This window comes from Paractinoplanes rhizophilus (genome assembly GCF_042664765.1).
Classification (GTDB): domain Bacteria; phylum Actinomycetota; class Actinomycetes; order Mycobacteriales; family Micromonosporaceae; genus Actinoplanes; species Actinoplanes rhizophilus.
On sequence record NZ_JBHTBJ010000002.1, the window covers coordinates 133,931 to 160,902 of the forward strand.

Annotated in this window: 23 protein-coding genes and 2 pseudogenes; 1 reads left to right on the forward strand and 24 read right to left on the reverse strand. The window is 71.9% G+C overall.

What is annotated here, in order from left to right; translation table 11 throughout:
• The 5 genes from hisH to hisD are packed head-to-tail and all read right to left on the reverse strand — an operon-like array spanning position 1 to position 3,842.
• Positions 1-621, reverse strand: coding sequence for an imidazole glycerol phosphate synthase subunit HisH (gene hisH / locus ACFQS1_RS04540; RefSeq protein ID WP_378964769.1), 621 nt, complete (start codon positions 619-621; stop codon positions 1-3).
• Entirely contained in the window at positions 621-779 is a 159-nt protein-coding gene (locus tag ACFQS1_RS04545) for a hypothetical protein (RefSeq protein WP_378964770.1), read from the reverse strand. Before ACFQS1_RS04545 ends, hisH begins: the two co-directional genes overlap by 1 nt.
• Positions 779-1,390 carry an imidazoleglycerol-phosphate dehydratase HisB gene (gene hisB, locus ACFQS1_RS04550; RefSeq protein ID WP_378964771.1) on the reverse strand — a complete coding sequence of 204 codons (612 nt, stop codon included), beginning with the start codon at positions 1,388-1,390 and terminating at the stop codon, positions 779-781. The genes ACFQS1_RS04545 and hisB overlap by 1 nt, the downstream gene beginning before the upstream one ends.
• Entirely contained in the window at positions 1,387-2,478 is a 1,092-nt protein-coding gene (locus ACFQS1_RS04555; RefSeq protein WP_378965021.1) for a histidinol-phosphate transaminase, read from the reverse strand. The genes hisB and ACFQS1_RS04555 overlap by 4 nt, the downstream gene beginning before the upstream one ends.
• 8 nt (positions 2,479-2,486) lie before the next feature.
• On the reverse strand, positions 2,487-3,842 hold the full coding sequence (gene hisD / locus ACFQS1_RS04560; RefSeq protein WP_378964772.1) for a histidinol dehydrogenase: 1,356 nt from the start codon (positions 3,840-3,842) through the stop codon (positions 2,487-2,489).
• 143 nt (positions 3,843-3,985) lie between these two features.
• Between hisD and ACFQS1_RS04565 the strand changes: the two genes are divergently transcribed.
• Positions 3,986-4,693: an LON peptidase substrate-binding domain-containing protein gene (locus ACFQS1_RS04565; RefSeq protein ID WP_378964773.1), complete on the forward strand. Its 708-nt coding sequence runs from the start codon at positions 3,986-3,988 to the stop codon at positions 4,691-4,693.
• Between the two features lie 381 nt (positions 4,694-5,074).
• Here ACFQS1_RS04565 and ACFQS1_RS04570 read toward each other — a convergent pair whose 3' ends face one another.
• The 19 genes and pseudogenes from ACFQS1_RS04570 to ACFQS1_RS04660 form a co-directional block, all read right to left on the reverse strand.
• Positions 5,075-6,031 carry a hypothetical protein gene (locus tag ACFQS1_RS04570; protein ID WP_378964774.1) on the reverse strand — a complete coding sequence of 319 codons (957 nt, stop codon included), beginning with the start codon at positions 6,029-6,031 and terminating at the stop codon, positions 5,075-5,077.
• 72 nt (positions 6,032-6,103) lie between these two features.
• Positions 6,104-9,640 (reverse strand): DNA polymerase III subunit alpha, encoded by a 3,537-nt coding sequence (gene dnaE, locus ACFQS1_RS04575; protein ID WP_378964775.1) that lies wholly within the window; start codon positions 9,638-9,640, stop codon positions 6,104-6,106.
• 65 nt (positions 9,641-9,705) lie between these two features.
• Complete coding sequence (locus tag ACFQS1_RS04580) at positions 9,706-11,106, reverse strand: MinD/ParA family ATP-binding protein (protein WP_378964776.1); 1,401 nt, start codon at positions 11,104-11,106, stop codon at positions 9,706-9,708.
• A gap of 183 nt (positions 11,107-11,289) precedes the next feature.
• Complete coding sequence (locus ACFQS1_RS04585) at positions 11,290-12,252, reverse strand: hypothetical protein (RefSeq protein WP_378964777.1); 963 nt, start codon at positions 12,250-12,252, stop codon at positions 11,290-11,292.
• 18 nt (positions 12,253-12,270) lie between these two features.
• Positions 12,271-13,155 carry an RluA family pseudouridine synthase gene (locus ACFQS1_RS04590; RefSeq protein WP_378965022.1) on the reverse strand — a complete coding sequence of 295 codons (885 nt, stop codon included), beginning with the start codon at positions 13,153-13,155 and terminating at the stop codon, positions 12,271-12,273.
• A 124-nt stretch (positions 13,156-13,279) separates the two neighbouring features.
• Entirely contained in the window at positions 13,280-13,831 is a 552-nt protein-coding gene (gene lspA, locus ACFQS1_RS04595) for a signal peptidase II (RefSeq protein WP_378964778.1), read from the reverse strand.
• Positions 13,832-13,857: 26 nt separating this feature from the next.
• Entirely contained in the window at positions 13,858-14,280 is a 423-nt protein-coding gene (locus ACFQS1_RS04600; RefSeq protein WP_378964779.1) for a TraR/DksA family transcriptional regulator, read from the reverse strand.
• A gap of 279 nt (positions 14,281-14,559) precedes the next feature.
• Entirely contained in the window at positions 14,560-16,155 is a 1,596-nt protein-coding gene (locus tag ACFQS1_RS04605) for a potassium/proton antiporter (protein ID WP_378964780.1), read from the reverse strand.
• Between the two features lie 118 nt (positions 16,156-16,273).
• Entirely contained in the window at positions 16,274-16,594 is a 321-nt protein-coding gene (locus ACFQS1_RS04610) for a DUF167 domain-containing protein (protein ID WP_378964781.1), read from the reverse strand.
• 1,104 nt (positions 16,595-17,698) lie between these two features.
• Positions 17,699-17,908 (reverse strand): annotated as a pseudogene (locus ACFQS1_RS04615) (hypothetical protein); the annotation flags it as partial.
• 55 nt (positions 17,909-17,963) lie between these two features.
• Entirely contained in the window at positions 17,964-18,785 is an 822-nt protein-coding gene (locus tag ACFQS1_RS04620; protein WP_378964782.1) for a DivIVA domain-containing protein, read from the reverse strand.
• A gap of 59 nt (positions 18,786-18,844) precedes the next feature.
• Positions 18,845-19,150, reverse strand: a complete 306-nt coding sequence (locus ACFQS1_RS04625) for a YggT family protein (RefSeq protein WP_378964783.1) — start codon at positions 19,148-19,150, stop codon at positions 18,845-18,847.
• Between the two features lie 22 nt (positions 19,151-19,172).
• The gene (locus tag ACFQS1_RS04630) at positions 19,173-19,877 is read right to left on the reverse strand and encodes a cell division protein SepF (RefSeq protein ID WP_378964784.1); all 705 of its coding nucleotides are present in this window, start codon (positions 19,875-19,877) and stop codon (positions 19,173-19,175) included.
• Positions 19,878-20,135: 258 nt separating this feature from the next.
• Positions 20,136-20,846: a YggS family pyridoxal phosphate-dependent enzyme gene (locus ACFQS1_RS04635; protein ID WP_378964785.1), complete on the reverse strand. Its 711-nt coding sequence runs from the start codon at positions 20,844-20,846 to the stop codon at positions 20,136-20,138.
• Entirely contained in the window at positions 20,843-21,967 is a 1,125-nt protein-coding gene (gene ftsZ, locus ACFQS1_RS04640; RefSeq protein ID WP_378964786.1) for a cell division protein FtsZ, read from the reverse strand. Before ftsZ ends, ACFQS1_RS04635 begins: the two co-directional genes overlap by 4 nt.
• A 288-nt stretch (positions 21,968-22,255) precedes the next feature.
• Complete coding sequence (locus tag ACFQS1_RS04645; protein WP_378964787.1) at positions 22,256-23,023, reverse strand: cell division protein FtsQ/DivIB; 768 nt, start codon at positions 23,021-23,023, stop codon at positions 22,256-22,258.
• 4 nt (positions 23,024-23,027) lie between these two features.
• A complete protein-coding gene (gene murC / locus ACFQS1_RS04650; protein WP_378964788.1) occupies positions 23,028-24,458 on the reverse strand; it encodes a UDP-N-acetylmuramate--L-alanine ligase in 1,431 nt (476 codons plus the stop codon).
• Entirely contained in the window at positions 24,455-25,567 is a 1,113-nt protein-coding gene (murG, locus tag ACFQS1_RS04655; protein ID WP_378964789.1) for an undecaprenyldiphospho-muramoylpentapeptide beta-N-acetylglucosaminyltransferase, read from the reverse strand. Before murG ends, murC begins: the two co-directional genes overlap by 4 nt.
• A pseudogene (locus ACFQS1_RS04660) lies at positions 25,488-26,952 on the reverse strand (FtsW/RodA/SpoVE family cell cycle protein); the annotation flags it as partial. The pseudogene ACFQS1_RS04660 and the gene murG, both read right to left, overlap by 80 nt.
• Between the last annotated feature and the right edge of the window lie 20 nt (positions 26,953-26,972).

The window sequence follows — 26,972 nt, forward strand, 5'->3', positions numbered from 1 at the left end:
CTACAGCCCGGCGACCCAGTTGCGCAGCAGCGCGTAGCCCGCGTCCGCCGACTTCTCCGGGTGGAACTGCGCGACCGACAGGCAGCCGAGCTCGACCGCCGCCGCGAAGGGCTCGTCGTGGGTCGCGGTGGTCACCTTGGCGCCGGCCCGCTGCAACGCTTCAAGATCCGAGGCCGCGTACGAGTGGACGAAGTAGAACCGCGTCCCGGGCGGGACCCCCTGGAACAGGTCGGACGTCTCGGGAACGTCGACCGTGTTCCAGCCCATGTGCGGGATGCGCTCGGCGGTGAGCTTGGTGACCACGCCGGGGAGCAGGCCGAGCCCCTTGGTCTCCACGCCGTGCTCGACGCCGGAGTCGAAGAAGATCTGCATCCCCACGCAGACACCGAGCACCGGCTTGCCGTTGCGCACGCGCTCGGCGATCATCGGGCCGGCGCCCAGCTCCTCGATCCCGGCCATGCACGCCGCGTAGGCCCCCACGCCCGGCACGACCAGCCCGTCGGCGGCGGCCGCCGCGCCGAGATCGCTGGTCACCGTCACGTCCACGCCGGTGCGGGCCACCGCCCGCTCGGCCGATCGCAGATTGCCCGACCCGTAGTCGAGCACCACCACCGACGTCATCAGTCGCCCCCGGGCAGCAGCCAGGCGACCCCGCCGGCGGTCGCGAGCACGGAGAGCAGCGCGACCAGGCCCACGCTGAACTTGGAGGCGCCCGACCGCACCAGCTGGATCACGCCCCCGGCCAGGAAGCCGGCCACGATGAACAGCACGATCGCCATCAGAGGACACCCTTGGTGGAGGGCAGCGCGCCGGCGTTGCGCGGGTCGATCTCGACCGCCTCGCGCAGCGCCCGCGAGAACGCCTTGAACTGCGCCTCCACCACGTGGTGCGCGTCCGGCTTGCCGCCGTCGCGGGCCGCGCGGAGCACGCTCACGTGCAGGGTCACCTTGGCGGCGAAGCCGAACGACTCGAAGATGTGCCGCGTCATGCTGGTCGGGTAGACCGGGCCGATGTACGGCGCCAGCTCGGGCTCGTCGTGCACCACATAGGGCCGGCCGGACAGGTCGACGGCCGCCCGGCAGAGCACCTCGTCCATCGGGATCGTGGCCGACCCGTACCGCCGGATGCCCGCCTTGTCGCCCAGCGCCCGCGCGAACGCCTCGCCGAGCGCGATGGCGGTGTCCTCCATGGTGTGGTGCGCGTCGATCTCGAGGTCACCCTCGGTGCGCACGGTCAGGTCGAACCCGCCGTGCTTGGCGAGCTGGTTGAGCATGTGGTCGTAGAACCCGACCCCGGTGCTCAGGTCGCCCTGGCCGGTGCCGTCGAGATCGATCTCGACGAGGACCTTGGTCTCCTTGGTGACGCGCTCCACGCGCGCGGTGCGGCTCATCGCAGGGCCTCCGATGTCACTGCCTCGAGGAAGGCGTCGGTCTCCGAGGGGGTGCCGGCGGTCACCCGCAGCCAGCCCGGCAGGCCGACGTCGCGGATCAATACACCCCGGTCGAGCAGTCGCTGCCAAGCGGTTTTCTGATCGCCGCTCGCCTCGCCTGGTGACACAGCGAACAGCACGAAGTTGGCGTCGCTGTCGGCCACCCGGAAGCCGCGCGACCGCAGCGTGACCACGATGCGATCACGCTGCTCCTTGATCGCCTCGACCGTCGCCAGCAGGACGTCACGGTGGGCCAGCGCGGCGCGCGCGGCCGCCTGCGTCAAAGAGCTCAGGTGGTACGGCAGCCGCACCAGCTGGACGGCCTCCACGACCGCCGGGTGCGCCGCGAAATACCCGAGCCGGCCCCCGGCGAACCCGAACGCCTTGCTCATCGTCCGGGTCACCACCAGGCGGGGGTGGCCGGCGATCAGGCCGAGCGCGCTCGGCGTGCCCGCCCGCGCGAACTCCGCGTACGCCTCGTCGACGACCACCATGCCGCGCGCGCTCGCCAGCACCGCGGTGATCACCTCGGGGTCCAGCGCCGTGCCGGTCGGGTTGTTGGGCGAGCAGAGGAAAACGAGGTCGGGGTCGTGTCGCGCGAGCTGCTCGCGGGCCGCCGCCGGGGTGAGCCCGAAATCGGGGTCACGCAGCGCGCCGATCCACCGGGTGCCGGTGCCCTGGGCCAACAGCGGATGCATCGAGTACGACGGCCCGAAGCCCAGCGCCGTGCGACCCGGCCCGGCGAACGTCTGCAGCAACTGCTGCTGCACCTCGTTGGACCCGTTGGCGGCCCAGAGGTGGGCGGTGGTCAGGCCGTGCCCGAGGTAGTCGGCCAGGTCGGTGCGCAGCGCCACCGCGTCCCGGTCGGGGTAGCGGTTGAGGTCACGCAGCTCGGCCTGCAGCGCCTTGCCGATCGCCTCGGTCACCTCGTCGGGCAGCGGATAGGAATTCTCGTTGGTGTTCAGCCGCACCGCGACGTCGAGCTGCGGCGCCCCATACGGCGACTGCCCCCGCAAATCCTCCCGGATCGGCAGGTCATCGACCGTCAGCTCGTCGGTCACTGGGTGAACCTCCCGTCCAACCGCCCCGCCCGCCGCCCGTGATCGGACTGAAGGCGAACTTTCACCGCGTCGCCGTGCGCCGGCAGGTCCTCGGCGTTGGCCAGGGCCACCACGTGGCCGGCGACGTCGCGCAGCGCGGGCTCGTCGTACTCGACGACGTGAATGCCGCGCAGGAACGACTGCACCGACAGGCCGGACGAGTGCCGCGCGCAGCCCGCCGTGGGCAGCACGTGGTTGGAGCCGGCCGCGTAGTCACCCAGCGACACCGGCGACCAGGCGCCCACGAAGATCGCGCCGGCGTTGCGGACCCGCATGGCCCACTGCCGCGCGTCGCGCGTCTGGATTTCCAGATGCTCCGCCGCGTACGCGTCGACCACCCGCAACCCCTGCTCGAGGTCGTCGACCAGCACCACGCCGGACTGCTCGCCGGTGAGCGCGGTCAGCACCCGTTGCTCGTGCTTGGTCGATGCCACCTGCCGGGTCAGCTCGGCCTCGACCGCCGCCGCCAGCGCCTCGGAGTCGGTGACCAGCACGCTCGCCGCCATCGGGTCGTGCTCGGCCTGGCTGATCAGGTCGGCCGCCACGTGCCGCGGATCGGCCGTCTCGTCGGCCAGGATCGCGATCTCCGTCGGACCGGCCTCGGCGTCGATGCCGACAACCCCCTGCAGCAGCCGCTTGGCCGCCGTCACCCAGATGTTGCCCGGACCCGTGATGACGTCCACCGGCTCGCACCGGTCCTCGGCATCCACCCCGTCGGAGCCGTAGCCCAGCATCGCGATCGCCTGGGCGCCGCCGACGCCGTAGACCTCGTCGACGCCGAGCAGCGCGCACGCCGCCAGCACCCGCGCGTCGGGCAGTCCGCCGTTCTCCTTCTGCGGCGGGCTCGCCACGACCAGGCCCTCGACGCCCGCCTCCTGCGCGGGCACCACGTTCATCACCACGGTCGACGGATAAACGGCCAGGCCGCCCGGCACATACAGGCCGACCCGGCTCACCGGCACCCACCGCTCGGTGACCGTGCCGCCGTCCACCACCCGGGTGGTCACGTCGGACCGGCGCTGGTCGGCGTGCACCTTGCGGGCCCGCTTGATCGACTCGAGCAGCGCGGCCCGGACCTCGGGGTCGAGGCTCTCGGCCGCCGCCGCGATCGCCGCGCGCGGCACCCGCAACCGCTCGATCTCGACGCCATCGAACCTGGTCGTGGCCTCCTTGATCGCGCCGAAGCCATGCTGATGGACCGCCTCGACAGTGGGTCGAATCCGCTCGACGGCAGCGGAGACGTCGAGCCGGGCACGGGGCAGCAGTCCGCGCGGGTCCCTCTGGGACCCGCGCAGGTCAGTCCGATTCAGCACGCGCCAATTCTAGGCGGCGAACCGGTGATCTCCTCGTCGGCCACAGCCCGGCCCAGGCCTTGGGACGGTGATCACTTCCACCCGCGTCCGCCGCGCGCTCCCGGACGGGTTGACCATGGAGGGGGTGCCGATAGGCTGAGCTGGTGAGTGAGCGGCTACCGGTGTTCCCCCTGGGTACGGTGCTGTTTCCCGGGCTCGTGCTGCCCCTGCACATCTTCGAGGAGCGCTACCGGTCGCTGGTGCGTGAGCTCGTGGCCAGCCCCGAGGACGGCCCGCACGAGTTCGGCGTGGTCACCCTGCGCCGCGGCGTCGAGGCGCCGTCCCCCGAGGCCGAGGACGGCCCGGTCCCCGAGCCGCCGCCGGTCCGGCTCGACGACCTCTATCCGGTCGGCTGCACCGCCGAGTTGCGCCAGGTCACCGAGCTGCCCGACGGCCGCTTCGACATCATGACCGTCGGCCGCCGCCGCTTCACCCTGGTCGACGTCCGCCAGGGCGAGGAGCCCTACCTGACGGCGAAGGTCGAGTGGCTACCCGACGAGTCGCCCGACGAGACCGCGGCCCAGCTCGCGCCCAGGGCGCTGGCGGCCTTCCGTACGTACCTGGACCTGCTGCGTCCCGACTCCGAGGTCATCGACACCGTCCCCGGCGACCCGACGGTCCTGTCCCACCTGATCGCCGCCACGGCCCAGCTGACCACCGACGAGCGTCAGCTCCTCCTGGCCGCCCCCGACACGGCGACCCGGCTGCGGGCCGAGCTCAAGCTGCTCAACCGCGAGGCCGGCCTGCTGGCCCGGGTCCGCGCCGTCCCGGTCCCGCTCTCCGACCTGGCCCGCCCCGCCAGCCCCAACTGACCAAGCACCCGCCGCACCCTGACGCTGGGTGCCCTGTCGCCCGCGCCGTCTCGCCCGCACCGTCTCGCCCGCACCGTCTCGCCCGCACGCTCGCTCGCGGCCGCACCCAACGCCTGCACGCCCCGCGCCCGGCGACTTGCACCCCGCGCCCCGATGAGTTGCCGTTCGCGGCTGACAGCGGCTAATCAAGATCGCGGCTAGCCCGCCGAGCGAGGCCGCTCAGGCAGGCGCAACAATTCACCGTTGATGACTTCCCGCTCGTTCCGCGCGGCGGATCATCAAGATCGCGCGCGCGTCAAGAGCGCGGCCGCTCCGGCGCGGCCCCCCGGGCGGGCAGCTTGTCGCGATCGACAACGGCTCGTCCCGCGGGGACGCGGCCGGTCAAGCGCGCGGCGGCTCCGGTGCGGCGTGGGGATGGGCCGACGCGTGCTCGGACGGCCCCGGACCGGGCCGCCCGCGCCCAGCCGACGAATCGCCGGATACCTCCGCGCCGGGATGGCCGGACCCCTCCGCTGCGGGGTGCCCGAAGGCCGGGGGCGCGTGGCCGGGCACGGCCGGCGGGTGGCCGGGCGGCTCTGCCGCGGTGGTGCCGGGCCAAGGTGGTGGCGTGCCGTGGTGGGCGGCCGCGTTGGGACCGTAGCCGGGCTTGGCGCCGGGCTCGTCGAGGTCGGGGTCGTTGGACCAGCCGGCCAGCAGGGTGAGCACGATCGCGGCCGCGAACGCCGGCACCAGCATCGGGCCGATGGAGTGCACCTCGGGCGGCGCCAGGTACGTCGCTCCGCGGACCGCGGTCTCGCGCCACTGCTCGTACCCGCTCCGGCCGATCATCTCGCCGACCCAGGGCGCCACCAGATAGCCCGCGCCGAGCGTGCCGGCCACGACGCCGAGCAGCAGGTACGGCCCGCGGTCACGACGCAGCACCAGCCACGCGATCACCGCGACGAGCAGGCCGAAGCCGAGCCCGAGCAGCGTGTACCAGCCGTCGGCCGCGATGTACTCCTCCGGGGACGGGTCGTTAACCACGATCTCCTTCCCGGTGGCGACGACCGGGACGTGGGGCGCGATCCACGCCCACAGCAGGCCCAGCGGCCCGCCCAGCACCAAGATGGCGACCGCGCTCAGCACCGCCACCGACGCGGTCCGCTTCCACGGCCGGCGGGGCGCCGCGGCGATCCCCCACCACTTCGCCGCGAAGCCGGCCCCCGGCCCGGTGGGATGCGCGAGCTCATAGCCGCCGGCGGGGCTGTAGGCGCCGGGGTCCGCCGTCGGATCGGGTGACGGCGGGCCGGGCGGCTGCGCCGGCTCCGGGCTCCGGGCCGGCTCCTGACTCGGGTTCACCCTACGATCCTGCCAGCTTCGCTCGCGAAACGTCGTGCTCGCCCCGGCTCACCCGAACCCACCTGGCGAAACTCAGGCGACCGCGGACGGGCCGAGGATCGTCTTGAGGTCGGCGCGCAGGGCCGGCGTCGGCGCCACCCGGACGGCGCCGAGCCGCAGCACCGTGGTGCGGCTGCCGTTCTGCAGGTGGACGTGGACCTCGGAGTCGCCGGGGTGGCTGGTGAGGATCTCCTTGAGCTCGGAGACCAGCGGCGGCGTGCACCGGGTGATCGGCATCGTGAGCGTGACCGGCTTGCTGTCGGGGTTGTGGCTGATGTCCGGCAGGCTCATGTCCATCGCCATGATGCGCGGGGTGTCGTCGCGCCGGTCGACCCGGCCCTTGACGACCACGATCGCGTCCTCGGCGATGTACTGGCCGATCACCTCGTACGTGTTCGGGAAGAACAGCGTCTCGACCCCGCCGGCCAGGTCTTCGAGGGTCGCCGACGCCCACGCCCGGCCCTGCTTGGTGATCCGCCGCTGCACGCCGGTGAGGATGCCCGCGAGCGTGACCACCTGGCCGTCGGGGACCGATCCCTCCTCGTTGAGCGCCGCGATGGTCGTGTCGGCCGCGTTGGCGAGCAGCTGCTCGAGACCCGCGAGCGGATGGTCGGAGACGTACAGGCCGAGCATCTCGCGCTCGAAGGCCAGCTTGTCGCGCTTGTCCCACTCGCTGTCGCCGATCGTCGGCATCGCTACCGTGGCCGCGCTGCCCCCGCCTTGGGTGTCGCCGAACGCGCCGAAGAGATCGAACTGACCGGCCGCCTCGTTGCGCTTCACATCCGCGTACGCGTCGATGGCCTCCGCGTGCACGGCCAGCAGGCCCTTGCGGGTGTGCCCCATCGAGTCGAACGCCCCGGCCTTGATCAGGGATTCGATCGTCTTCTTGTTGCAGGCGACCGCGTCCACCTTGGACAGGAAGTCGTAGAAGTCCTGGTATTCGCCCTTTTCCTGGCGGCACCGGGCGATCGCCTCGACCACGTTGTGACCGACGTTGCGGACCGCGGCGAGGCCGAACCGGATGTCCTTACCGACCGGGGTGAACGGCCCGGCGGACTGGTTGACGTCGGGCGGCAGGACCTGGATGCCCATGCGCCGGCACTCGGCCAGATACATCGCCATCTTGTCCTTGTCGTCGCCGACGCTGGTGAGTAGACCGCCCATGTACTCGGCCGGATAGTGCGCCTTGAGGTACGCCGTCCAGTAGGACACCAGTCCGTACGCCGCCGAGTGCGCCTTGTTGAACGCGTACCCGGCGAACGGGACCAGCACGTCCCACACCGCCTGGATCGCCTCGTCGGAGTAGCCGCGCTCGCGGCAGCCGTCCCGGAACGGGATGAACTCCTTGTCGAGGATCTCCTTCTTCTTTTTGCCCATGGCGCGCCGGAGCAGGTCGGCCTGACCCAGGCTGTAGCCGGCCAGGATCTGCGCGGCCCGCTGCACCTGCTCCTGGTAGACGATCAGGCCGTAGGTCGGCTCGAGGATCTCGCGCAACGGCTCCTCGAGCTGCGGGTGGATCGGGGTGATCTCCTGGAGCTTGTTTTTCCGCAGGGCGTAGTTGGTGTGCGACTCGACGCCCATCGGGCCGGGCCGATACAGCGCCAGCACCGCGGAGATGTCCTCGAAGTTGTCGGGCTTCATCAGCCGCAGCAGCGACCGCATCGGCCCGCCGTCCAGCTGGAACACGCCCAGGGTGTCGCCGCGCGCGAGCAGTTCGTATGCCGCCGGGTCGTCCAGCGGCACCTGCAGCAGGTCGAGGTCGAGGTCGTGGTTGAGCTTGATGTTCTTGACCGCGTCGTCGAGGATCGTCAGGTTGCGCAGGCCCAGGAAGTCCATCTTGAGCAGGCCGAGCGTCTCGCACGTCGGATAGTCGAACTGCGTGATGATCACGCCGTCGGAGGCCCGGCGCATCAGCGGGATGTGGTCGATGATCGGCTCGGCCGACATGATCACGCCGGCCGCGTGCACGCCGGTCTGCCGGATCAGGCCCTCGATGCCCCGCGCGGTGTCGATCACCTTTTTGACGTCGGGGTCCTGCTCGTACATCGTGCGGATCTCGCCCGCCTCGCTGTACCGCTTGTGTTCCCGGTCGAAGATGCCGGACAGCGGGATGCCCTTGCCCATCACGTCCGGCGGCATCGCCTTGGTGATCCGGTCGCCGACCGCGAACGGGAAGCCGAGCACCCGGGCCGCGTCCTTGATCGCGGCCTTGGCCTTGATCGTGCCGAAGGTGGCGATCTGCGCGACCTTGTCCTCGCCCCACCGGTCGGTCACGTACTTGATCACCTCGCCGCGCCGGCGCTCGTCGAAGTCGATGTCGACGTCGGGCATCGAGATGCGCTCAGGGTTGAGGAACCGCTCGAAGATCAGGCCGTGCGGCAGCGGATCGAGGTCGGTGATGCCCATCGCGTACGCCACCAGCGAGCCGGCCGCCGAGCCACGACCCGGGCCGACCGCGATGCCGTTGCGCTTGGACCACTGGATGAAGTCGGCCACCACCAGGAAGTACGACGGGAAGCCCATCTGGATGATGACGCCCAGCTCGTATTCCGCCTGCTTGAGGTGCGTCTCGGGAATACCGTCCGGGAAGCGCCGCCGCAGGCCCTCGAACGCCACCTCGCGGAAGTATTCCTCCTCGGTGCGGCCCTCGGGGATCGGGAACCGGGGCATCAAATTCTTGAAGGTGAACATGCCGTCGGTGTCGACCTTCTCCGCCACCAGCAGCGTGGTGCGGCAACCCTCCTGCCAGGCCTCGGAGGAGTCGACGGCGCGCATCTGGTCGGCCGACTTGACGAAGTAGCCGTTGCCGTCGAAGCGGAACCGGTTGGGGTCGGCGACGTTGCTGCCGGTCTGCACGCAGAGCAGCACGTCGTGGGCCTCGGCCTGCGCTTCGTACGTGTAATGCGAGTCGTTGGTGACCAGCGGCCGGATGCCGAGCTTCTTGCCGATCTCGAGCAGGCCGTCGCGGACCCTCTTCTCGATCGAGAGGCCGTGATCCATGATCTCGAGGAAGTAGTTGTCCTTGCCCAGGGCCTCCTGATACATCGCCGCGGACTTGAGCGCCTCGTCGAACTGGCCGAGCCGCAGCCGGGTCTGCACCGCGCCGGACGGGCAGCCGGTGGTGCCCATGATGCCCTCGGCGTGCTCGGCGATGATGTCGAAGTCCATCCGCGGGTACTTGCCGAGCTGGCCCTCCATCGACGCCCGCGAGTTGAGCCGGAAGAGGTTTTTCAGGCCGACCGCGTTGCGCGCCCACATCGTCATGTGGGTGTAGGCGCCGTTACCCGAGACGTCGTCGCCCTTCTGCTCGGGGCGGCCCCACTTGATGCGGGCCTTGTCGAGGCGGGACTCGGGCGCCACATACGCCTCGACGCCGATGACCGGGGTGATCCCGGCGGCCGTGGCCTGGGTGTAGAAGTCATACGCCCCGTGCATGTTGCCGTGGTCGGTGATCGCCGCGCCGGGCATGCCCAGCCGGGACGCCTCGGCGAGCAGTTCCTTGACTCGGGCGGCCCCATCGAGCATCGAATACTCGGTGTGCACGTGGAGATGCACGAACGAGTCAGACACCCCAGGACCCCCTTGAGTTGTAGTGACCCCGCGACTCTAGTCCGCCGGTACGACAGATTCGAGCGTCACTCGGCGAAGGGTTCGATCATCATGGCGGCGGCCCGGAGCCACGCCTGCTTGGTCTCCGCCTGGAGGTCCTGGTACTCGATCGACGATCCCACCTCGAGCGACGGGTCATAGGGCACGATCGCCACGCCCCGGGTGCGGGTGGCGAAGTGCTTGGCGAAGTCGTTGAGCATCGGCAGCGGCCCCGGCGACGGGCACGAGATCAACGTCACGGCGCTGGAGACCAGGTCGCCCATGCCGCTCTCGTCGAGCACGTCGAGCATCCAGTCGGCGGTGAACGCGGCGTCCTCGCGCGGCACCGTGGTGATCACCAGCTGGTCGGCCTGGCGCATCACGGTCTGCCAGTTCACGCTCTCGACGTTGTTGCCGGTGTCGACGCAGATCACGTCGTGGGTGCGGCGCAGCAGGTCCATCACCCGGCGCACGGTGCCCTGGTCGAGCCGCTGGGCGAACCGCGGATTCTCCTCGCCGGCGAGCACGTCGTAGGAGCCGTCGGCGGCGTGCCGCAGGTAGCTGTCGAGCTCGGAGAGCAGCCCGTCGCCGTGCAGCGCCTCGATCTGCATGAGGTCGGCCAGCAGGTGCTTGATGGTGCGGGCGTGCCGGGCGCTGCCGGCCCGCAGGCCGAGCGTGCCGCGCAGTTCGTTGTCGTCCCAGGCCAGCACGCCACGGCCGCGGACGCTGCCGATGGTGGCGGCGGCCAGCACGGTCGCGGTGGTCTTGTGCACGCCGCCCTTGGGGTTGGCGAAGGCCAGCACGCGCGGCTTGCCGAGCTTGCGCCGCAGCACCGCCATGGCCCGCTCGAGCTCGTTGTCGGGCTGGGTCTGCCGCCACTCGATCCGGGCGCCGGCCGGCGAGGTGGGCGCGGGTGCCGGAGCGGGAGCCGGGGCAGGGGCCGGGGCGGGCGCCGGAGCCGGCGGGCGCACCGGCGCGGCGGACGCGCGGATCTGGGGGTAGTCGCGCTGCGGAGGCGGCGGGGCCACCGGCGCCGAGCGCGCCGGCGAGGGACTGAAATAACTGTGCGGCTGCTCGACCGGCGGCGCGGACGCGGGAGCCGGGGCGGCCGGCGGCGCGGCGGCGGCCGCGGCGCGCACCTGGTGCCGCGGGTCGAGCGGATTGATCGGCGGCCGCGGCGGCACCGGGCGCGGCTGCTCGTACGCCGGCTGCTCATAGGAGGGCGGCTCATACGACGGCGCATGCTGAGACGCACGGGAATCCAGCGGATTGTAGGGCCGTCGCGGCAACGGCTGCCCGAACTGCTGCTGCTGGGGCGGCGGCGGTGCCTCGCGCTCCGGCTCGGGCTGCTCGTCGGCGGCACGGCCGTGCCGGGCCCGGTCGAGCAGCGCCCGCCAACGCGGGGCTGGTTCCGCAGGCCGGCCCCAGCCGGTCTCGGTCCCATCCACGGCTCGTCCTCCCTGCCCAAACTCCCGGTGATGCCCACGGTGCCTCGTTGCCCATGACAGGCTACGGAGCGAACCCTATTCGGGCCACTGCCCGACCGACCATCCCCGGTCATTCTCCTTGATCGAACTTCGGCGCCACGGTCGTGATCGAGTGGCCATCCGTACGTTTCGCGGACGAGAGAACTAACGCGCGGAAGGGCCTCGAGGTGCTGCAGCAGCACTCGCCTCTATTGCGGACGGCGCCGCGGTAGAAGGATCGGTCAGGGCAACGGAACTCGCCGGTGAGTCCGACGTCACAGGGAGCCCGGACGAAGACAGTATCGGCGCGGGTGTCCGCGAGGCAATGGCTGAACCGGCGTTTGGCACAGGAATCGGAGATCCGCTCGGTTCCGCCGGGATCGTCCCGTCCTGTTCGGGCAGCAGCGGCCGGAACTCCGCGTGATCCAGCTGTCGCACCTCGGGCGCGGGATCGACCGCTCGCACGCCCGGCCTCTCCGCGACCGCTTGCAACCCGGCCGGGGCGGCGCGGATCACGGCCGCGAAGACACAGGCACACCCCGACCGGTACGCGTCGGCCTCGGCCCCCGCCTGAGCGGCCGCCGACTCGTACGCCCGGCGGGCCCGCGCCACGTTCGCGTCGTCCCCGATGAGCCGCCGCCCGAGCTGGAGGTACTCCGCCTTCTCCTGGTCGCGCTGCAGCGCCGCGTCGAGCATGCCGGACATGACGTCGGCGGGCAGCCGGAGGACCGGGATCCGCACCACCTGGGTGTGCTTCCCGGCCAGCGGCACCCGGGCGTAGACCTCGCCCACCGCCGCGGCCTCGAACAGGGCGGGCAGCGCGCCCGGCGTCACGTACTTGTCCAGGCTGACCAGCGCCCAGGTGTCGCCGGCCGCGGGCGCCGACGGGCCGGTCAGCGCCGACAGCTCCGCGCGCGAGTTGCGCAGGTATCCCGGCACCGACTGGCCCTGGACGACACCGACGCGCACCAGATCGCCGAGGGGCGAATCCGGTGGCGGGTCGTCACGCTGGCTGACCCAGAGCGCCGCGAGCAGCAGGGCGAAGGCCGACACGACGGCGAGTCCGATCGCTGCCCGCAGCAGCACGGCGCCGACCACCGGTCCCCGCACACCATCCGCGGGTCCCATGTGACAAAGCTCCCGAGGTCAGCTCGCGTCCTGAAGGACGTCGAGCGCGTACTTCAGGTCGTCAGGGTAATCGCTGATGAACCGAACCTCATCGTGCGTTCGGGGGTGGAGGAACCCCAATTCTCGGGCGTGCAGCCACTGCCGGCTCAGCTTCAACCGGGCCGCGAGCGTCGGGTCGGCGCCGTAGGTGAGGTCGCCGACGCACGGGTGACGCAGCGCCGAGAAGTGCACCCGGATCTGGTGGGTGCGGCCGGTCTCGAGCTTCACGTCGACCAGGCTGGCGGCGCGGAACGCCTCGATCGTGTCGTAGTGGGTGACGCTCGGCTTGCCGGTGTTCATCACCGCGTACCGGTAGTCGGCGGTCGGGTGCCGGTCGATCGGCGCGTCGATGGTGCCGCGCAGCGGGTCGAGGTGGCCCTGGACCACCGCGTGGTACCGCTTGTCGACCTCGCGCTCCTTGAACGCCCGCTTGAGCACGCTGTAGGCCAGCTCGCTCTTGGCCACCACCATGAGCCCGGTGGTGCCGACGTCGAGCCGGTGCACGACGCCCTGCCGCTCGGCCGCGCCGCTGGTCGCGACGTTCTGCCCCATCGCGGCCAGGCCGCCGACCACGGTCGGCCCGGTCCAGCCGGGGCTCGGGTGCGCGGCCACGCCGACCGGCTTGTCCACCACCACGATGTCGTCGTCGCTGTAGACGATGGTCAGCCCGGTGACGTGCTCGGCCACGACGGTGGGCGCGGACGCCGGCGCGGGCAGCGTGACCTCGAGCCAGGAGCCGGCGCTGACCTTGTCGGACTTGGGCCGCGGATAGCCGTCGACCAGCGCGTCACCGGCCTCGACCAGGCTCGCCGCGGCCGTGCGGGAGAGCCCGAACAACCGGGAGACGGCCTGGTCGAGCCGCATGCCGTCCAGCCCGTCGGGCACCGGCAGGGAGCGCTGGGTCACCGTGCTGTTCCACTGGGCGTGGACTCGTGGCCCTCGGTCGATTGGTCACGCGAGGCGGTCAACTCGCGCTCGGTGCGCTCGCTCACGCCACCTCCGGCTTTTTCCGTACGACCTGACGACCGTCCCGTTGCCGCCCGGTCAGCTCGAGGAGCACGGCCAGCACCACGCCCACGGTCAGGCAGCTGTCGGCGATGTTGAACACCGCGAACTTCTCCCCGTACGGCGCGAAGGCGCTGATCATGTCGACCACGTGGCCGCGGAACGGGCCGGGCGCGCGGAACAGCCGGTCGGCGAGGTTGCCGAACGCGCCGCCGAGCACCAGCCCCAGCGAGATCGCCCACGGGATCGAGCGCAGCCGGGTCGCCATGTAGGCGATCCAGCCGATGACGACCAAGGTGATCACCGGGAACACCCAGGTGTGGTCGCTGCCCAGGCTGAACGCCGCCCCGCTGTTGCGCAGCAGGGACAGATAGATCAAACCCCCGAGGATGCGTACGGGCTCGCCCTCGGTCAGATGCTCGGTGCTCAGCCACTTGACCCACTGGTCGAGCGCCACCGCGACGACGGCGGTGATCCCGAGCACCACGATGGCCCGGCCACTGAACCGCGGCCGGGTGCCCGGCTCCGGCGTCACCTCGGCCGATGTTGCCTCGTCGGCGTTCAGCGTCGTTCCTCCAGCTGCTTGCAGGACACACAGAGGGTAGCGGAGGGGAACGCCGCCAGTCGCTCGACCGGGATCGGGTTGCCGCACCGCTCGCACCAACCGTAGTTGCCCTCGCCGAGCCGGTCGATGGCGCGTTCCACCTGTGTGATCCGGTCCCGCAGATTGTTCGCGAGAGTGATCTCCTGCTCACGTTCGAACGTCTTGGTGCCGGTATCGGCCTGGTCGTCGCCGGCCGAATCGGCCAGCCGGTCGCGCTGCAGCTCGGTGAGCTCGCTGAGCGAGTTGTCGTACTCGCGCTGCAGCTCGTCGCGGCGCTCGACCAGCGCCGCGCGGATCTTCTCGGTCTCGGCCGCGGTGCGCGTCCGCTTCGTCGCGGCCTTGGCGGTCGTGGTCGTGCCGGTGTCGGTTGACTTGGCCATGGTCGCTCCCTCAGCCGCACCCCCCGGCGCGGCGATCAGCGGTCTTCGGACCCGGGGCAGGGTCCCCTTTGTCGTGCCGGCCGCGGCCCCCCGACCGCGACGGTGGTGCCGGGACCCGTAGATCGTGCCCCACCTGCACAAATGGCGCGGCTGAACCGACCGCCGCGCACTCCGGAGGGTGGCAAGGATACGGAACGTATCCGGCAGCGACAACAAGTGCTTCCGATCTTGTGGGAGTAAAGGTCATAAATCCCCCAGTCGGATACCTTACCGCTCGGCTCACCGGCCGGCCGGTTCCTCGCGGCCCTCCTCGCCGAACCAGCGGGCCAGCCGGCCCCGGCGGCTCACCGCGCGCAGCCGCCGCTCGGCGATGTCCCGCACGGCCGCCGTCGCCACGATGAGCAGGGCGTCGCCCGTACGCAAGCGGGTGTCCGGACCCGGCACGAAGCCGGCGCCGTCCCGCACGACCAGGGTGACCGACGCGCCGGCCGGCAGCCGCAGCTCGTCGATGTGCACGCCGGCCAGCCGGGAGCCGGGCGCCACGTCCAGCTGCAGCAGGTCCGCGGCGATGTTCTCGAGCGGCGCGGTCTCCACGTGGATCTCGGCCGGCTCGTGCGGCGCCGTGACCCGCAGCAGGCGCGACGCCGGCCCGAGCGTGCCGGTCTGCAGCAACGTGAAGATGATGACGAGCACGAAGACCGCGTCGAAGAGGCCGTCCGCGCCCGGCGTCCCCGCCGAGAGGGGAATGGTGGCCAGCACGATCGGCACCGCGCCGCGCAGCCCGGCCCAGGACAGGAACGCCGTGCCCCGCCAGCCCACCCGGAAGGTCCGCGGATCTCCGCGCCGCCCGAAGGACCAGGCGCCGGTGAGGGCATAGCGGCCGGGCCGGCGCGGGACGCGGAACGGGCGGGCCAGCACGGCCGACACGATCACCGACAGCGGCCGGGCGAGCAGCACCAGGGCCGCCCCGACGACGACCGCGGGCACCAGCGCGCCGCCCAGCCGGCCCGGCGAGGCGAGCAGTCCGAGCAGCACGAACAGGCCGATCTGCGCGACCCAGGCGAGGCCGTCGGCGAACCCGAGGATGGCCCGGCGATGCGGCAGCCGGCCGTTGCCGAGCATCACCCCGGCCACGTAGACGGCGAGGAAGCCGGAGGCGTGGGCCACCGCGCCGGCCGAGTAGGCGAAGACGGTGAGGGCGACCGCCGCGATCGGGTAGAGCCCGGCCGAGGGCAGGGCCGCGCGCCGCAGCGTCCACCGGCCGGCCGCGCCCACCGCCAGCCCGATCGCGGCGCCGGCGGCCAGCTCGTAGACGACGATCAGGGCCTCGTACCACCAGGGGTGCATGGCCACCCCGGTGGCGCTCAGCAGCACGACCAGCAGGACCGCCGGCGCGTCGTTGAGGCCGGACTCGGCCTCCAGGGTGGCCACGAGCCGCGACGGCAGCCGCATGCGGCGCAGGGTCGCGAAGACCGCGGCGGCGTCGGTCGAGGACAGCACGGCGCCGTACAACAGCGCCAATCGCCAATTCAGACCCAAGATCAGGTGTGCGCACACGCCGACCACCGCGATGCTCACCACCACGCCGACCGTCGCCAGCAACGCGCTGAGCCCCAGCACCGGCCGCAGCGTGCTCCACCGCGCGGTGAGGCCGCCCTCGGCGATGATCACGATGAGGGCGCAGAAGCCGAGCGTCCGGGTCAGCTCGGCGTCGTCGAAGCGGATGCCGAGGCCGCCCTCGCCGAGGACCATGCCGAGCGCCAGGTAGACGAGCAGGCTGGGTAGCCCCAGCCGGGTGGACAGGCGCACCGCCGCCACCGCCACCAGCAGCACCGCGGCCGCGATGAGCAGCGCGACGTCGAGATGCCCGGTCACGGAACAGAGCTAACTGGCTTCGCTTCGCTCCGCGGGCGATTGCCTGGTAACCGGTGAGATGGCAGGCGGCTTTCCGCCACCCGCAAACCCCGCGGGCGTCGGAAGACCACGTGCCATCTCACCGGCGGCAATCGCGATCACGGAGGGCAGTCAGCCTGGTGCGGACCTCTTCGCCGGCGGGGACGGTGAAGACCTTGTCGCGGCTGGTCTGTCCGAAGCGGAGCTCGACCTCGGCCGCGCGCAGCCCGAGCGAGTCGGCGAGCGCCCGCCGCACCGCCTCGGTGGCCTTCCCGTCGACCGCCGGCGCGCTCACCGCGACGATCAGCGCCGGCCCGTGCGGCCCGTCGTAGCGGCCGCCGACCCGGTTTCGCCCGGCGCCCGGCCGCACCCGGACGACGACGGAGAGACCTTCGGATTCGGGAGGGCGACGCGTGACCATGCCCCATTGTGCAGATCCGGCCGGCTCCCCTCCGCTCCGCGGCGGTTGTTTGTGATCAGACCCGTTCGGGGATCGGCTGCGCTCATGCCCGGTTGCGGCTGCACTCCTGCCCGGTTGCGGCCCCGCGTGGCCGGCGGTGAGGCGGCCCGTTCAGGATCAGCGCCGGGCGGCGGCGGCGACGAGGCGGTCGACCGGGCGGCACAGGCCGCACGGGCTGAAGCCGAGCTCGACCGCCTCGTTCACCGGGATCGGCTCGGTGAGGCGGCCGACCAGGTGCGGGCACTCCGGCAGGTGGTAACGCGGCCGGCCGTCGACCACCAGCACCTCGGTGTCGAGCCGGGCCACCCGCACGGCGTCGGTCGGGCTCACCTTCTGCGGCAGCGGCTCATCGGCCGGATCGTCGTCGTCGGCCTCGTCGAGCTCGAACGCGGCGTCGTGCTCGGCCACCGCGGACGCCTCGGCATGGGCGGCCGTCCCGCCGGCACCCGGCGCGCCGGCGGCGTGCGCGGCACCGCCCTGCCCAGCAGCGTGCGGGGCGCCCTGCCCGGCGGCTTGAGCGGCACCGCCCGGCCCAGCAGCGTGCGCGGCAGCGCCCAGCCCGCCGGCGGCCTCGGTGGGGGCACCCGGCCCGCCACCGGATGGAGCGGCATCGGCATGGGCGGCACCGGCGTCGGGCCGGCGCCAGCGGTGCTCGTCGGGGTGCTCGCTGCGTGCTGCCTGGATCGCCTCGGCGGCGAGGTCGCGGTCGGGCTCGGCGGCCGGCTCGTCGCGGCGCGCGCCCGAGGCGCCGGTCATGCCGGCGACGGCGTCGCGACGTCCGGCGTCGTAGGCCTCGTCGACGTAAGCGGGATCGGCATAGGCCTGATCCGGGTAGGCCTGATCCGTGTAGGCCTGATCCGGGTAGGCCTGATCGGCATAGCTTCGGTCGGCCGCCGGCGACGGCTCCTCGAGATCCAGGTCGTCGTAGGCGATCGGGTCGAGCCGGACAGTATCCCGCTTGTCCGACAAATCGGACTGGGCCGATTCGGCGGTGAAGGTCGCGTCTTGCGAGGCAAAATCCTCGGTGATGCGGTCCGCCGGCGCGGGCTCCGCGGCGTACTCGGGCGCGGCGGGGCCGGGCGCCGGCCTCTCGGCCGTCCGCTCGCCCGCGGCGCGGCGGGCGGCGCCGGACTGGCGCGCGCCGATCACCAGGGCGACCGCGGCCAGCAGGCTGGCCACGATCGAGCTGATCAGCAGGTTGCTCGATCCGCCGGTGAGACCCAGCACGAGCAGCGTCACCGCGACGAGGATGAGCAGCAGGCTAGCAACGATCATGGCTCATCCTCGTCGGGTTCCGGGGGGCGATTTACCCAGGGGAACGTGGTTACGGTCAGCGCCCGGACTCGATGGCGCCGGTGCGGGTGCCGCCGTACGAGCCGGCGAGGCCGGCCGCGGCGAGACCGCCGGAACCACCGACCGCGCGGCTCGAGTCGGCACGCGACAGCTCGGCGTCGAGGCCCTGGCCCCGGCCGTCGAGGTCGCGCAGCTGGCTCTCGAGGTACGCCTTCAACCGAGTGCGGTACTCGCGCTCGAACTGCTTGAGTTCCTCGATGTGCTTCTGCAGCGCGGAGCGCTTGGCGTCCAGGCCGCCCATGGCCTCCTGGTGCCGCTGACGCGCGTCCCGCTCGAGGGCGTCGGCCTTGGCGCGGGCCTCGCGGGTGACCTCCTCCGCCTTAGACCGGGCGTCGGAGAGAAGCTTGTCGGCCTCGCGGCGGGCGTCGGCGACGTGGTCGTCGGCGGTGCGCTGGGCCATCATCAGCACCCGGAGGGCCTGCTGCTCGCCGTCGCCACCACCGGCGCCGCTGGGCGCGCCAACCGGGCCGCCCTGCGCCCGCACCTGCTCCAGCTCGGCCTGCATCTGACGCGCGGCCTGCTCGGCCTGCGCCTTGTCCCGCTGCACGCGGTCGAGCTGCGCTTTCACATCGTTGAGCTCCGCCGCGAGGCGGGGGTCGGCACCCGAGACGGCTGGCGCGCCACCCCGGCCACCGCGCTCCACCTGAGCGCGCAGCTCGTTGTTCTCCTCGATCAGACGGGCGAGCTCACGCTCGACCTCGTCAAGGAAGGCGTCAACCTCCTCCTCGTCATACCCCCGCTTGCCGATCGGGGGCTTCTTGAAGGCGACGTTATGCACGTCGGCCGGGGTCAGCGGCATCGAAACTCCTCGGGTCAGTCGCGGCCGCGGTTGGGGCTGCTGTCTAGCTGTGCGTCTGTCTAGCTGTACGTCAGGATCAGATTTCTCAGCACGAACTCCATGAGCACGAACAGGATAACCAGCAGCACGATGAAAGCCAGGTCCAAGCTCACGTTACCAATGCGCAGCGGTGGGATCACACGCCTCAACGCCTTGAGAGGGGGATCAGTGACGGTCCACACCGACTCGAGTGCCGCCGACGCGCCTCGGCCGGGCTGCCACCGGCGTCCGTACTGGAGCACGGCGGACAGGATGAACCTGGCCAGCATCATCAGGAAGAAGACGTAGACGATGAGGTAGAGGATCTGGAAAAGGATCGACAGCACGTCTGAGGGTCCCTCGTTAGGGTCAACTCTGGTTGAAGAACCCACCCTCAGCGATCTTGGCCTTGTCCTCCGCGGTGACCTGGACATTTGCCGGCGAGAGCAGGAAAACCCGGTTGGTCACGCGCTCGATCGTACCCCTAAGGCCGAACGCCAGCCCGGCGGCGAAGTCGACGAGGCGCCGGGCGTCGCCCTCATCCATCTCGGTGAGATTGATGATGACCGGCACGCCGTCGCGGAAATGCTCGCCGATGGTGCGGGCCTCGCGGTACGTCGTCGGGTGCAGCGTCGTGATCTGGTAGCGCTGCTCCTCCTCGACCGGGCGCGGCTGCGGCTGCGGGGTGTGCACCTGCTGCGGCGCCAGGGCGAGGTTGTCGCGAGTGGCGTAGCTCGACGAGGTGGTGGGCTCGCTGAGCGTCGTCGACCGGGTGATGGAGCGTACGCGTGCCCGATCGCCGTTTTCCACCCGATCGTGGTCCTCGAGGTCGGCGCGGGACAGCCGCTCGGAGATCCGGGACCGGTCGGTACGGGCCCGCGGGACGGCCCGCTCCTCCTCGACGTCGTCGTCCTCGTCGCCGAAGTCCTCGGCGTACCGGTCGGACGAGTATCGGTCGCGATCGCGATCGCGGTTGCGGTGGTAGGAGGGCTCGCGGTACTCGCGGTCGTCGTACCGCTCGTCATCCTCCTCGACGAGGCCCAGCCAGACGCCCGCCTTCCGAAGCGCGCTCATGCCCCCACCTCACTCCGCACCCCGGCGTCAGTGCCGACCCGACCAGCCATGTCCCCCACCTTTGTCCGCTGAGCGGCCCGCGCCCCCTGGCGTACCGCATTCCCCCCTTGCACGGGCCCGAGTCCGAACCGGACGAGCGACCCGCGGTGAATGAGGACGATCCGGGGCCGGCTCGGTCCACCGCCCGGATGATCCTCACAGTGCTGTTCCCCGCGAAGCGATAAACAACACCTATGTAGTTTGCTGCCCGCCGCAAGGCTACCGCAGCGGGTTTCGCATTCCGAGCAAAGAACTGCCGATCCGGACGTGTGTCGCGCCGTGCCGGACCGCCGCCTCGAGGTCCGCGCTCATGCCCGCCGAGATCGCGGTCGCCGCCGGATGCGCCGCGACCAGACGCTCGTGCAGGGCGGCGAGCTGCTCGAACGCGCGGTCCGGCGGCCAGCCCAGCGGCGCGACCGCCATCAGCCCGCCCAGCCGCAGCGCCGGCGAGGCCGCCACCGCGTCGGATATCCGCCAGAGATCGTCGCCGGCCGCGCCCCCGCGCGACGGGTCGCCGTCGATGCTCACCTGCACGAGCGCCTCGAGCGGTTCCGCACGGTCGGCACAGGCCCGTTCGAGCGCCGCGACCAGGCGCAGCGAGTCGACCGACTCGACCACGTCCGCGTACCCGGCCACCGACTTGGCCTTGTTGCGCTGCAGCTGCCCGATGAAGTGCCAGCGGAGCTTCGCACCCGCGGCGCGCGCCTCGGCCGCCTTGGCGGCCGCCTCCTGGTCGCGGTTCTCCCCCACGTCGGTGACCCCGAGCCCGGCGAGCAGCACGACGTCGCTCGCCGGGTAGGTCTTGGTCACCGCGACCAGGGTGACGTCCTCCGCCGGCCGTCCCGCGCTCGCACAGGCGCGGGCGATCCGCTCCCGGACCCCGGCCAGCGAGGCGGCGAGCTGTTCCGGACGACCGGCGGTACCGGTCACGAGCCGTTCTTGAGGAAGTCCGGCACGTCCACATCGTCGAAGAGCACCCGGCGGGGCGTCTGCGCGGGCGCGGCCGGCGGCGTGGTGACCGCGGGCGCCGAAGTGGCGGCCGGCGTGACGGCCGGCTGGACCGGCGGCGCCTTGCGGGCCGGCTCGGCCGGCTTGTACGACGGCGCGCCGCCGTCGAACCCGGCCGCGATCACGGTCACCCGCACCTCGTCGCCGAGCGCGTCGTCGATGACCGCGCCGAAGATGATGTTCGCGTCCGGGTGGGCCGCGTCGGTGACCAGCTGCGCCGCGTCGTTGATCTCGAAGAGGCCCAGGTCGGAGCCGCCGGCGATGGACAGCAGCACGCCGCGCGCGCCGTCCATGCTCTGCTCGAGCAGCGGGCTGGAGATCGCCCGCTCGGCCGCCTCGACGGCCCGGTTGTCGCCGCGCGCGCTGCCGATGCCCATGAGCGCGCTGCCCGCGTTGCTCATGACGCTCTTGACGTCCGCGAAGTCCAGGTTGATCAGACCCGGCGTGGTGATCAGGTCGGTGATGCCCTGCACGCCGGAGAGCAGCACCTGGTCGGCCTGGCGGAACGCGTCCATCATGCTGATGCCGCGGTCGCCGAGCGCGAGCAGCCGGTCGTTCGGGATGACGATCAGCGTGTCGCACTGGTTGCGCAGCTCGTCGATGCCCGCCTCGGCCTGCACCTGGCGGCGCTTGCCCTCGAACGAGAACGGCCGGGTGACCACGCCGATGGTGAGCGCGCCGAGCTTGCGGGCGATGTTCGCCACCACGGGCGCGCCGCCGGTGCCGGTGCCGCCGCCCTCGCCGCACGTCACGAAGACCATGTCGGCGCCCTTGAGCACCTCCTCGATCTCGTCGCGGTGGTCCTCGGCGGCGTTCTTGCCGACCTCGGGCTGCGCGCCGGCGCCGAGGCCCCGGGTGAGCTCGCGGCCGACGTCGAGCTTGACGTCGGCGTCGCTCATCAGCAGCGCCTGCGCGTCGGTGTTGATCGCGATGAACTCGACTCCCTTGAGCCCCACCTCGATCATGCGGTTGACGGCGTTGACGCCGCCGCCACCGATCCCCACCACCTTGATGACCGCCAGGTAGTTGTGTGGAGGTGTCATCGGGCTCAGCCTTCCCTTCGGGGTTGGCGGATGTCGTGGGCCCCGTGCGGTCCGGCCAGGATCCGCGAGTCGACCATCCGCTGCCGTACAAGGGAGGGCGAGGTAACCCTCACCCTCTACTAGAGGCTTAGGGTTATGTCAACCATTCAGCCTCTGGAGGCAACGTAAGCGGACGGCAGGCATCAACCAAGGACCGGCGCGGCGTGTCGAGACCCGCTTACGTGGCCAATATCCGACGCGGCCGTAACCTCTCGCAAAATACGCCGTTCGCGCCGCTATGTCCGGCTTTTAGCGTATCGTCACGACCGTCGGCGCGCTGACATCGATCTCCGTCGAGGCCTTCTTGAGCAGGACCGTCGCGACCTGGCTCTTGGTGTCGCTCTGGGTGTCGTCGCCCCAGATCACGGTGCGGTCCTTGGTCAGCTCGAGCTTGATCTGCGCCGGCGCGGCCACCGAGATGGCGACCAGCTGCTCGCGCAGCTCGGGGCTGAGCGCGCCCAGCACGCTCAGCGCCGACCTGGTGTTCACGTCGGACGGCCCGGGCGCCGCGGTGCGCACCAGCGGCAGCCCGCCGGGCTTACGGGCCACCTCGCGGTACGGGACGCCGGTGGCGTCGATCAGGGTCAGCTTGCCGGGCGTGGTCGGCACGGCCGCGACCGGCGTGCGCTCCACCACCTCGACGACGAGCGTGGACGGCCAGCCGCGCCGCACGGTCACCCGGTCGACCGCGGGGATGGCGCGCACCCGGGCGCGCACCGCCTCCAGATCGACCCGGGCGAGCGGCTCCTTGCCGGGCACCGCCGCGGCCTCCTCGACCTGCAGCGGGGTGACCAGCTGGACGCCGACGACCTTGATGTCGCGCACCGCGAGCACGGACGTGCCGTAGACCACCCAGACGAGCGCGCCGGCCACGGCCACGACCCCGGCCGCGACCGCCCAGGGCAGGGCGGCTCGCATCCGGCGCCGGCGGGCGCGCGCCATGAACCGCCGGGCCGAGGACGGCACCGCGTCGGTGTTCGCCCGGACCAGCCGCCAGTTGCGCCCGCCTGCGCTCATCTGGTTATGCCCCGTTCTCTCCCGCGAGGGCGGCCAGCAGCTCGTCGCCCATCAGCGAGATCGGCGGCGCGCCCATGGTGACCACCACGTCGCCCGGCAGGCTGCGCCGCACCACCTCGGCCGGCACGTCCTCCCAGTCGGGCACGAAGACCTTCCGCTCGGCGGGCAGGCCGATCGCGGCGGTCAGCGCCACCCCGCCCTCGCCCGGCCCGCGGACCTCGCCCGGCCCGAAGACCTCCATCACGATCACCTGGTCGGCGATCGCCAGCGCCTCGGCCAGCTCGGCCTGCAGGTCGCGGGTGCGGTACACCCGGTACGGCTGGAAGACCACCAGCAGCCGCCCGTCGCCGGCCACCTCGCGAAGGGTCAGCAGCGCCGCCTTCACCGAGGTCGGGTGGTACGCGTACTCGTCGTAGACCCGCACGCCGGCCGCGATGCCCTTGCGCTCGAACCGGCGGCGGACGCCCGGGAACGACGCCAGCGCCTCGGTGATCTTGTCGAGCGGCAGGCCCAGGCGCAGGGCGGTGAGCACCGCGGCCGCGCTGTTGAGGCCCATGTGCCGGCCGGGCAGGGCCAGCTTGATCTCGCCGAGGTCGCGCCCCTCGAACGACGCGCGGTAGCGCACGCCGCTCACCGTCGAGACGACCTCGCTGATCCGCAGGTCGGCGGCCTCGCTCTCGCCGTACGTGAGAACGCTCTTGCCCTGGGCGCGAAGCGCCGCGATCAGATCCTGCGTGCCCGGATCGTCGGCGCACGTCACCACGAACCCGTCGGCGTCGGTGAGCTCGGCGAACTCGAGGAACCCCGCCTTGAGGCCGTCCAGGTCGCCCCAGTTGTTGAGGTGGTCCGGCTCGATGTTCGTGATGATCGCGACGTGTGGCCGGTAGATCAGGAACGATTTGTCGCTCTCGTCGGCCTCGGCCACGAAGTGCGGGCCGGTGCCGTGGTGGCCGTTGGAGCCCGCCTCGGAGATCTCCCCGCCGATCACGAACGACGGGTCCTGGCCGGCGTGCTGGAGGATCACCGTCATGATCGAGGTGGTGGTGGTCTTGCCGTGGGTGCCGGCCACCGCGATCGTGCGCCGGTTGGTCATCGCGGCGGCGAGCGCCTCGGAGCGGTGCATGATCCGCAGACCGCGGCGGCGCGCCTCGGCCAGCTCGAGGTGGTCGTACGGAATCGCGCTCGAATACACCACGGTGTCGACGCCGTCGAGGTTGTCCTCGACGTGCGCCATGTGGATGGTGCCGCCCAGCGCGCGCAGCGCCGCCAGCGCCGGCCACTCGCGCAGCTCGCTGCCCGACACCGGCACGCCCCGGGTGAGCAGCAGCCGGGCCAGGCCGGCCATGCCGACCCCGCCGATCCCGATCAGGTGCACGCTGCCCAGGTCCTCGGCGGTCAACTCGCCGGCCGGGGTGAGCTCGGAAGAAGAGATCATCGCGTCTTCGCCACCGCTTCCAACACAAACTCCAGGAGGGCCTCGTCACCGTCGCGGCGTCCGTACCGCGACGCGGCCGCGCCCATCATCGCGAGCCGCTGCCGGTCGCGTGCCAACGGGATGATGTGCTGCTCGATCCACTCGGGGGTGAGCTCGCTGTTGTCGACCAGGACGCCGCCGCCGGCCTCGACCACCGGCAGGGCGTTGCGCTTCTGCTCCTGGTTGCTGTGCGGGTACGGCACGTAGACCGCGGGCACGCCGAGCGCGGTCGTCTCGGCCACCGTGATCGCGCCGCCCCGGCAGAGCATGAGGTCGGCCGCCGCGTACCCGAGCTGCATGTCGGACAGGTACGGCAGCACGACGTACGGCACCGGGAGGTCGTGCGGCACCTCGAACGGGTCGTTGCGCCCGCCCTGCACGTGCAGCACCTGGATGCCGGAGTGGGCGAGCCGCTTGGCCGCCGCCGCCACCGCGAGGTTGATCGTGCGCGCGCCCGAGGAGCCGCCCGAGACGAACAGCACCGGCAGGTCGGGGCGCAGGCCGAACTGGTAGAGCGCCTGCGGGCGCAGCGCGGCCCGGTCGAGGTGGGTCAGCGTGGTGCGCAGCGGCACGCCGACCACCCGGGCGTCGCGCAGCGACTCGGCCTGCTGCGGCTGGCTGGGGAAGCCGACCGCCACGTTCTTGGTGAACTTCATGCCCATCCGGTTGGCCACGCCGGGCGGCACGTTCACCTCGTGGATCACGATCGGCAGCTCCCGGCGCCAGGCGGCCAGGTAGGCCGGCACCGAGACGTAACCGCCGAAGCCGACCACCACGTCCGCCTGCACCTCGTCGAGGATCTTGCCGGCCGCGTGCGCCGACTTGTACATCCGGTCCGGGGTGCGCAGCAGGTTCAGGTTGATCGAGCGCGGCAGCTGGAACGCCGGGATGATCCGCAGGTCGTACCCGGTCGGCGGGATCAGCTCGTTCTCCATGCCCTTGGGGCTGCCCAGGGCAGTGATGCGCACGTGCGGGAAGTGCCTTTTCACCGCGTCGGCGAAGGCGAGCAGCGGATAGATGTGCCCACCGGTGCCTCCTCCGGCGAGCACGACCGACTGCAGCGACATCACCGTCTCCTTCCGGCCCCCGCGGTGGGGGCGGGCACCCGGCCGGCGCCCGGCTGCCGTTGCGGGGGAAGCGGCGGCAGCGGGGCCCAGAGTAGCCGCACCCATCTCGCGGGCGGACGGGCGTTCAGGGCCTTGGCCGCGTCCGGCTCGGCGCGGGCGAACGAGGCGAGCATGCCGATCGCGGCCAGCGTCACGACCAGGGCGCTGCCGCCCGAGGAGATGAACGGCAGCGGGAGGCCGGTGATCGGCAGCATCCCGGTGACGCCGCCGATGTTGATCACCGCCTGGGAGACCAGCCAGGTGGTGATGGCGGTGGCGGCCAGCCGGCGGAACGGGTCGGCCGAGCGCCGGGCGATCCGGAAGCCGGTGTACGCGAGCACGGCGAACAGCGCCAGGACCACCCCGCACCCGACCACGCCCAGCTCCTCGGCCACCACGCCGAAGATGAAGTCGTTGGAGGCCTCCGGCAGCCAGTTCCACTTCAGCACGCCCTTGCCCAGCCCGACGCCGAACCAGCCGCCCTCGAAGATCGCCGAGCGGGCCTGGATGAGCTGGTAGCAGGCGTCGTTGAGGTTGCAGTTCTCGATCGGCTGGAGGAAGTTCGTGAGCCGGGCCAGGCGGTAGTTCTCGTCGTCGGCCGAGCCCGAGCCGGCGCCGCCGGAGGCCGCCGCGATCAGCAGGCCGATGCCGGCCAGGCCGAGCACGCCGAGCGCCGCGAAGACCCGCAGCCGCACGCCGGCCGCCCAGAGCAGGCCGACGATCAGCGCGAGCAGCACCAGCATGGTGCCCAGGTCGTTGTAGCCGACCAGGACGAACAGCAGGCCGACCATGGGGAACAGCGGGCGGGACAGCTCCCGCCAGTGGCCCAGCGCGGCGCCCTTGCGGGCGATCACGTCGGCGCCCCACAGCACCATGCCGAGCTTGGCGAGCTCGGCCGGCTGCAGGCCGATCGGGCCGAGGTAGAGCCAGAGCAGGTGGGCGTGCAGCGGGCCCAGCGTCACCGTGTCGGTCTGGTCCGGCTCGAGCACGCCGACCGAGGCCAGCGCGCCGAGCAGGTCGAGCACCGCCAGCAGCACGATGGCCAGGCCGAGGACGTACTTGCCGAGGTCGCGCAGGGTGCCGGCGGGCAGGCGCTGGCAGACCCAGAACATCACGAGGCCGAGCAGGGCGTAGACGGTCTGGTTGGCGATGGCCGAGAAGGCGTTCCCGTCCTCCGCGTACGCCTTCACGCTGGTCGCCGAGAAGACCATCGTCAGGCCGATGAGCAGCAGCAGGCCGGAGCTGGCGATCAGCAGGTAGTACGAGGAGAGGGGCCGGGCGAGCAGCCCGTGCACGGCCGGCAGGAGCTGGCGGCTGAGCGACGGCTTCGGTGTCCGGTTGTCCGCCATGGACACATCATCATGCGGGC

Bases quoted from the DNA above. Each gene is read 5' to 3' on its own strand.
- hisH (WP_378964769.1), bottom strand. From the start codon at position 621: ATGACGTCGGTGGTGGTGCTCGACTACGGGTCGGGCAATCTGCGATCG.
- ACFQS1_RS04545 (WP_378964770.1), bottom strand. From the start codon at position 779: ATGGCGATCGTGCTGTTCATCGTGGCCGGCTTCCTGGCCGGGGGCGTG.
- hisB (WP_378964771.1), bottom strand. From the start codon at position 1,390: ATGAGCCGCACCGCGCGCGTGGAGCGCGTCACCAAGGAGACCAAGGTC.
- ACFQS1_RS04585 (WP_378964777.1), bottom strand. From the start codon at position 12,252: ATGGGACCCGCGGATGGTGTGCGGGGACCGGTGGTCGGCGCCGTGCTG.
- ACFQS1_RS04590 (WP_378965022.1), bottom strand. From the start codon at position 13,155: ATGCGGCTCGACCAGGCCGTCTCCCGGTTGTTCGGGCTCTCCCGCACG.
- ACFQS1_RS04600 (WP_378964779.1), bottom strand. From the start codon at position 14,280: ATGGCCAAGTCAACCGACACCGGCACGACCACGACCGCCAAGGCCGCG.
- ACFQS1_RS04610 (WP_378964781.1), bottom strand. From the start codon at position 16,594: ATGGTCACGCGTCGCCCTCCCGAATCCGAAGGTCTCTCCGTCGTCGTC.
- ACFQS1_RS04620 (WP_378964782.1), bottom strand. From the start codon at position 18,785: ATGCCGCTGACCCCGGCCGACGTGCATAACGTCGCCTTCAAGAAGCCC.
- ACFQS1_RS04630 (WP_378964784.1), bottom strand. From the start codon at position 19,877: ATGAGCGCGCTTCGGAAGGCGGGCGTCTGGCTGGGCCTCGTCGAGGAG.
- ftsZ (WP_378964786.1), bottom strand. From the start codon at position 21,967: ATGACACCTCCACACAACTACCTGGCGGTCATCAAGGTGGTGGGGATC.
- ACFQS1_RS04645 (WP_378964787.1), bottom strand. From the start codon at position 23,023: ATGAGCGCAGGCGGGCGCAACTGGCGGCTGGTCCGGGCGAACACCGAC.
- murC (WP_378964788.1), bottom strand. From the start codon at position 24,458: ATGATCTCTTCTTCCGAGCTCACCCCGGCCGGCGAGTTGACCGCCGAG.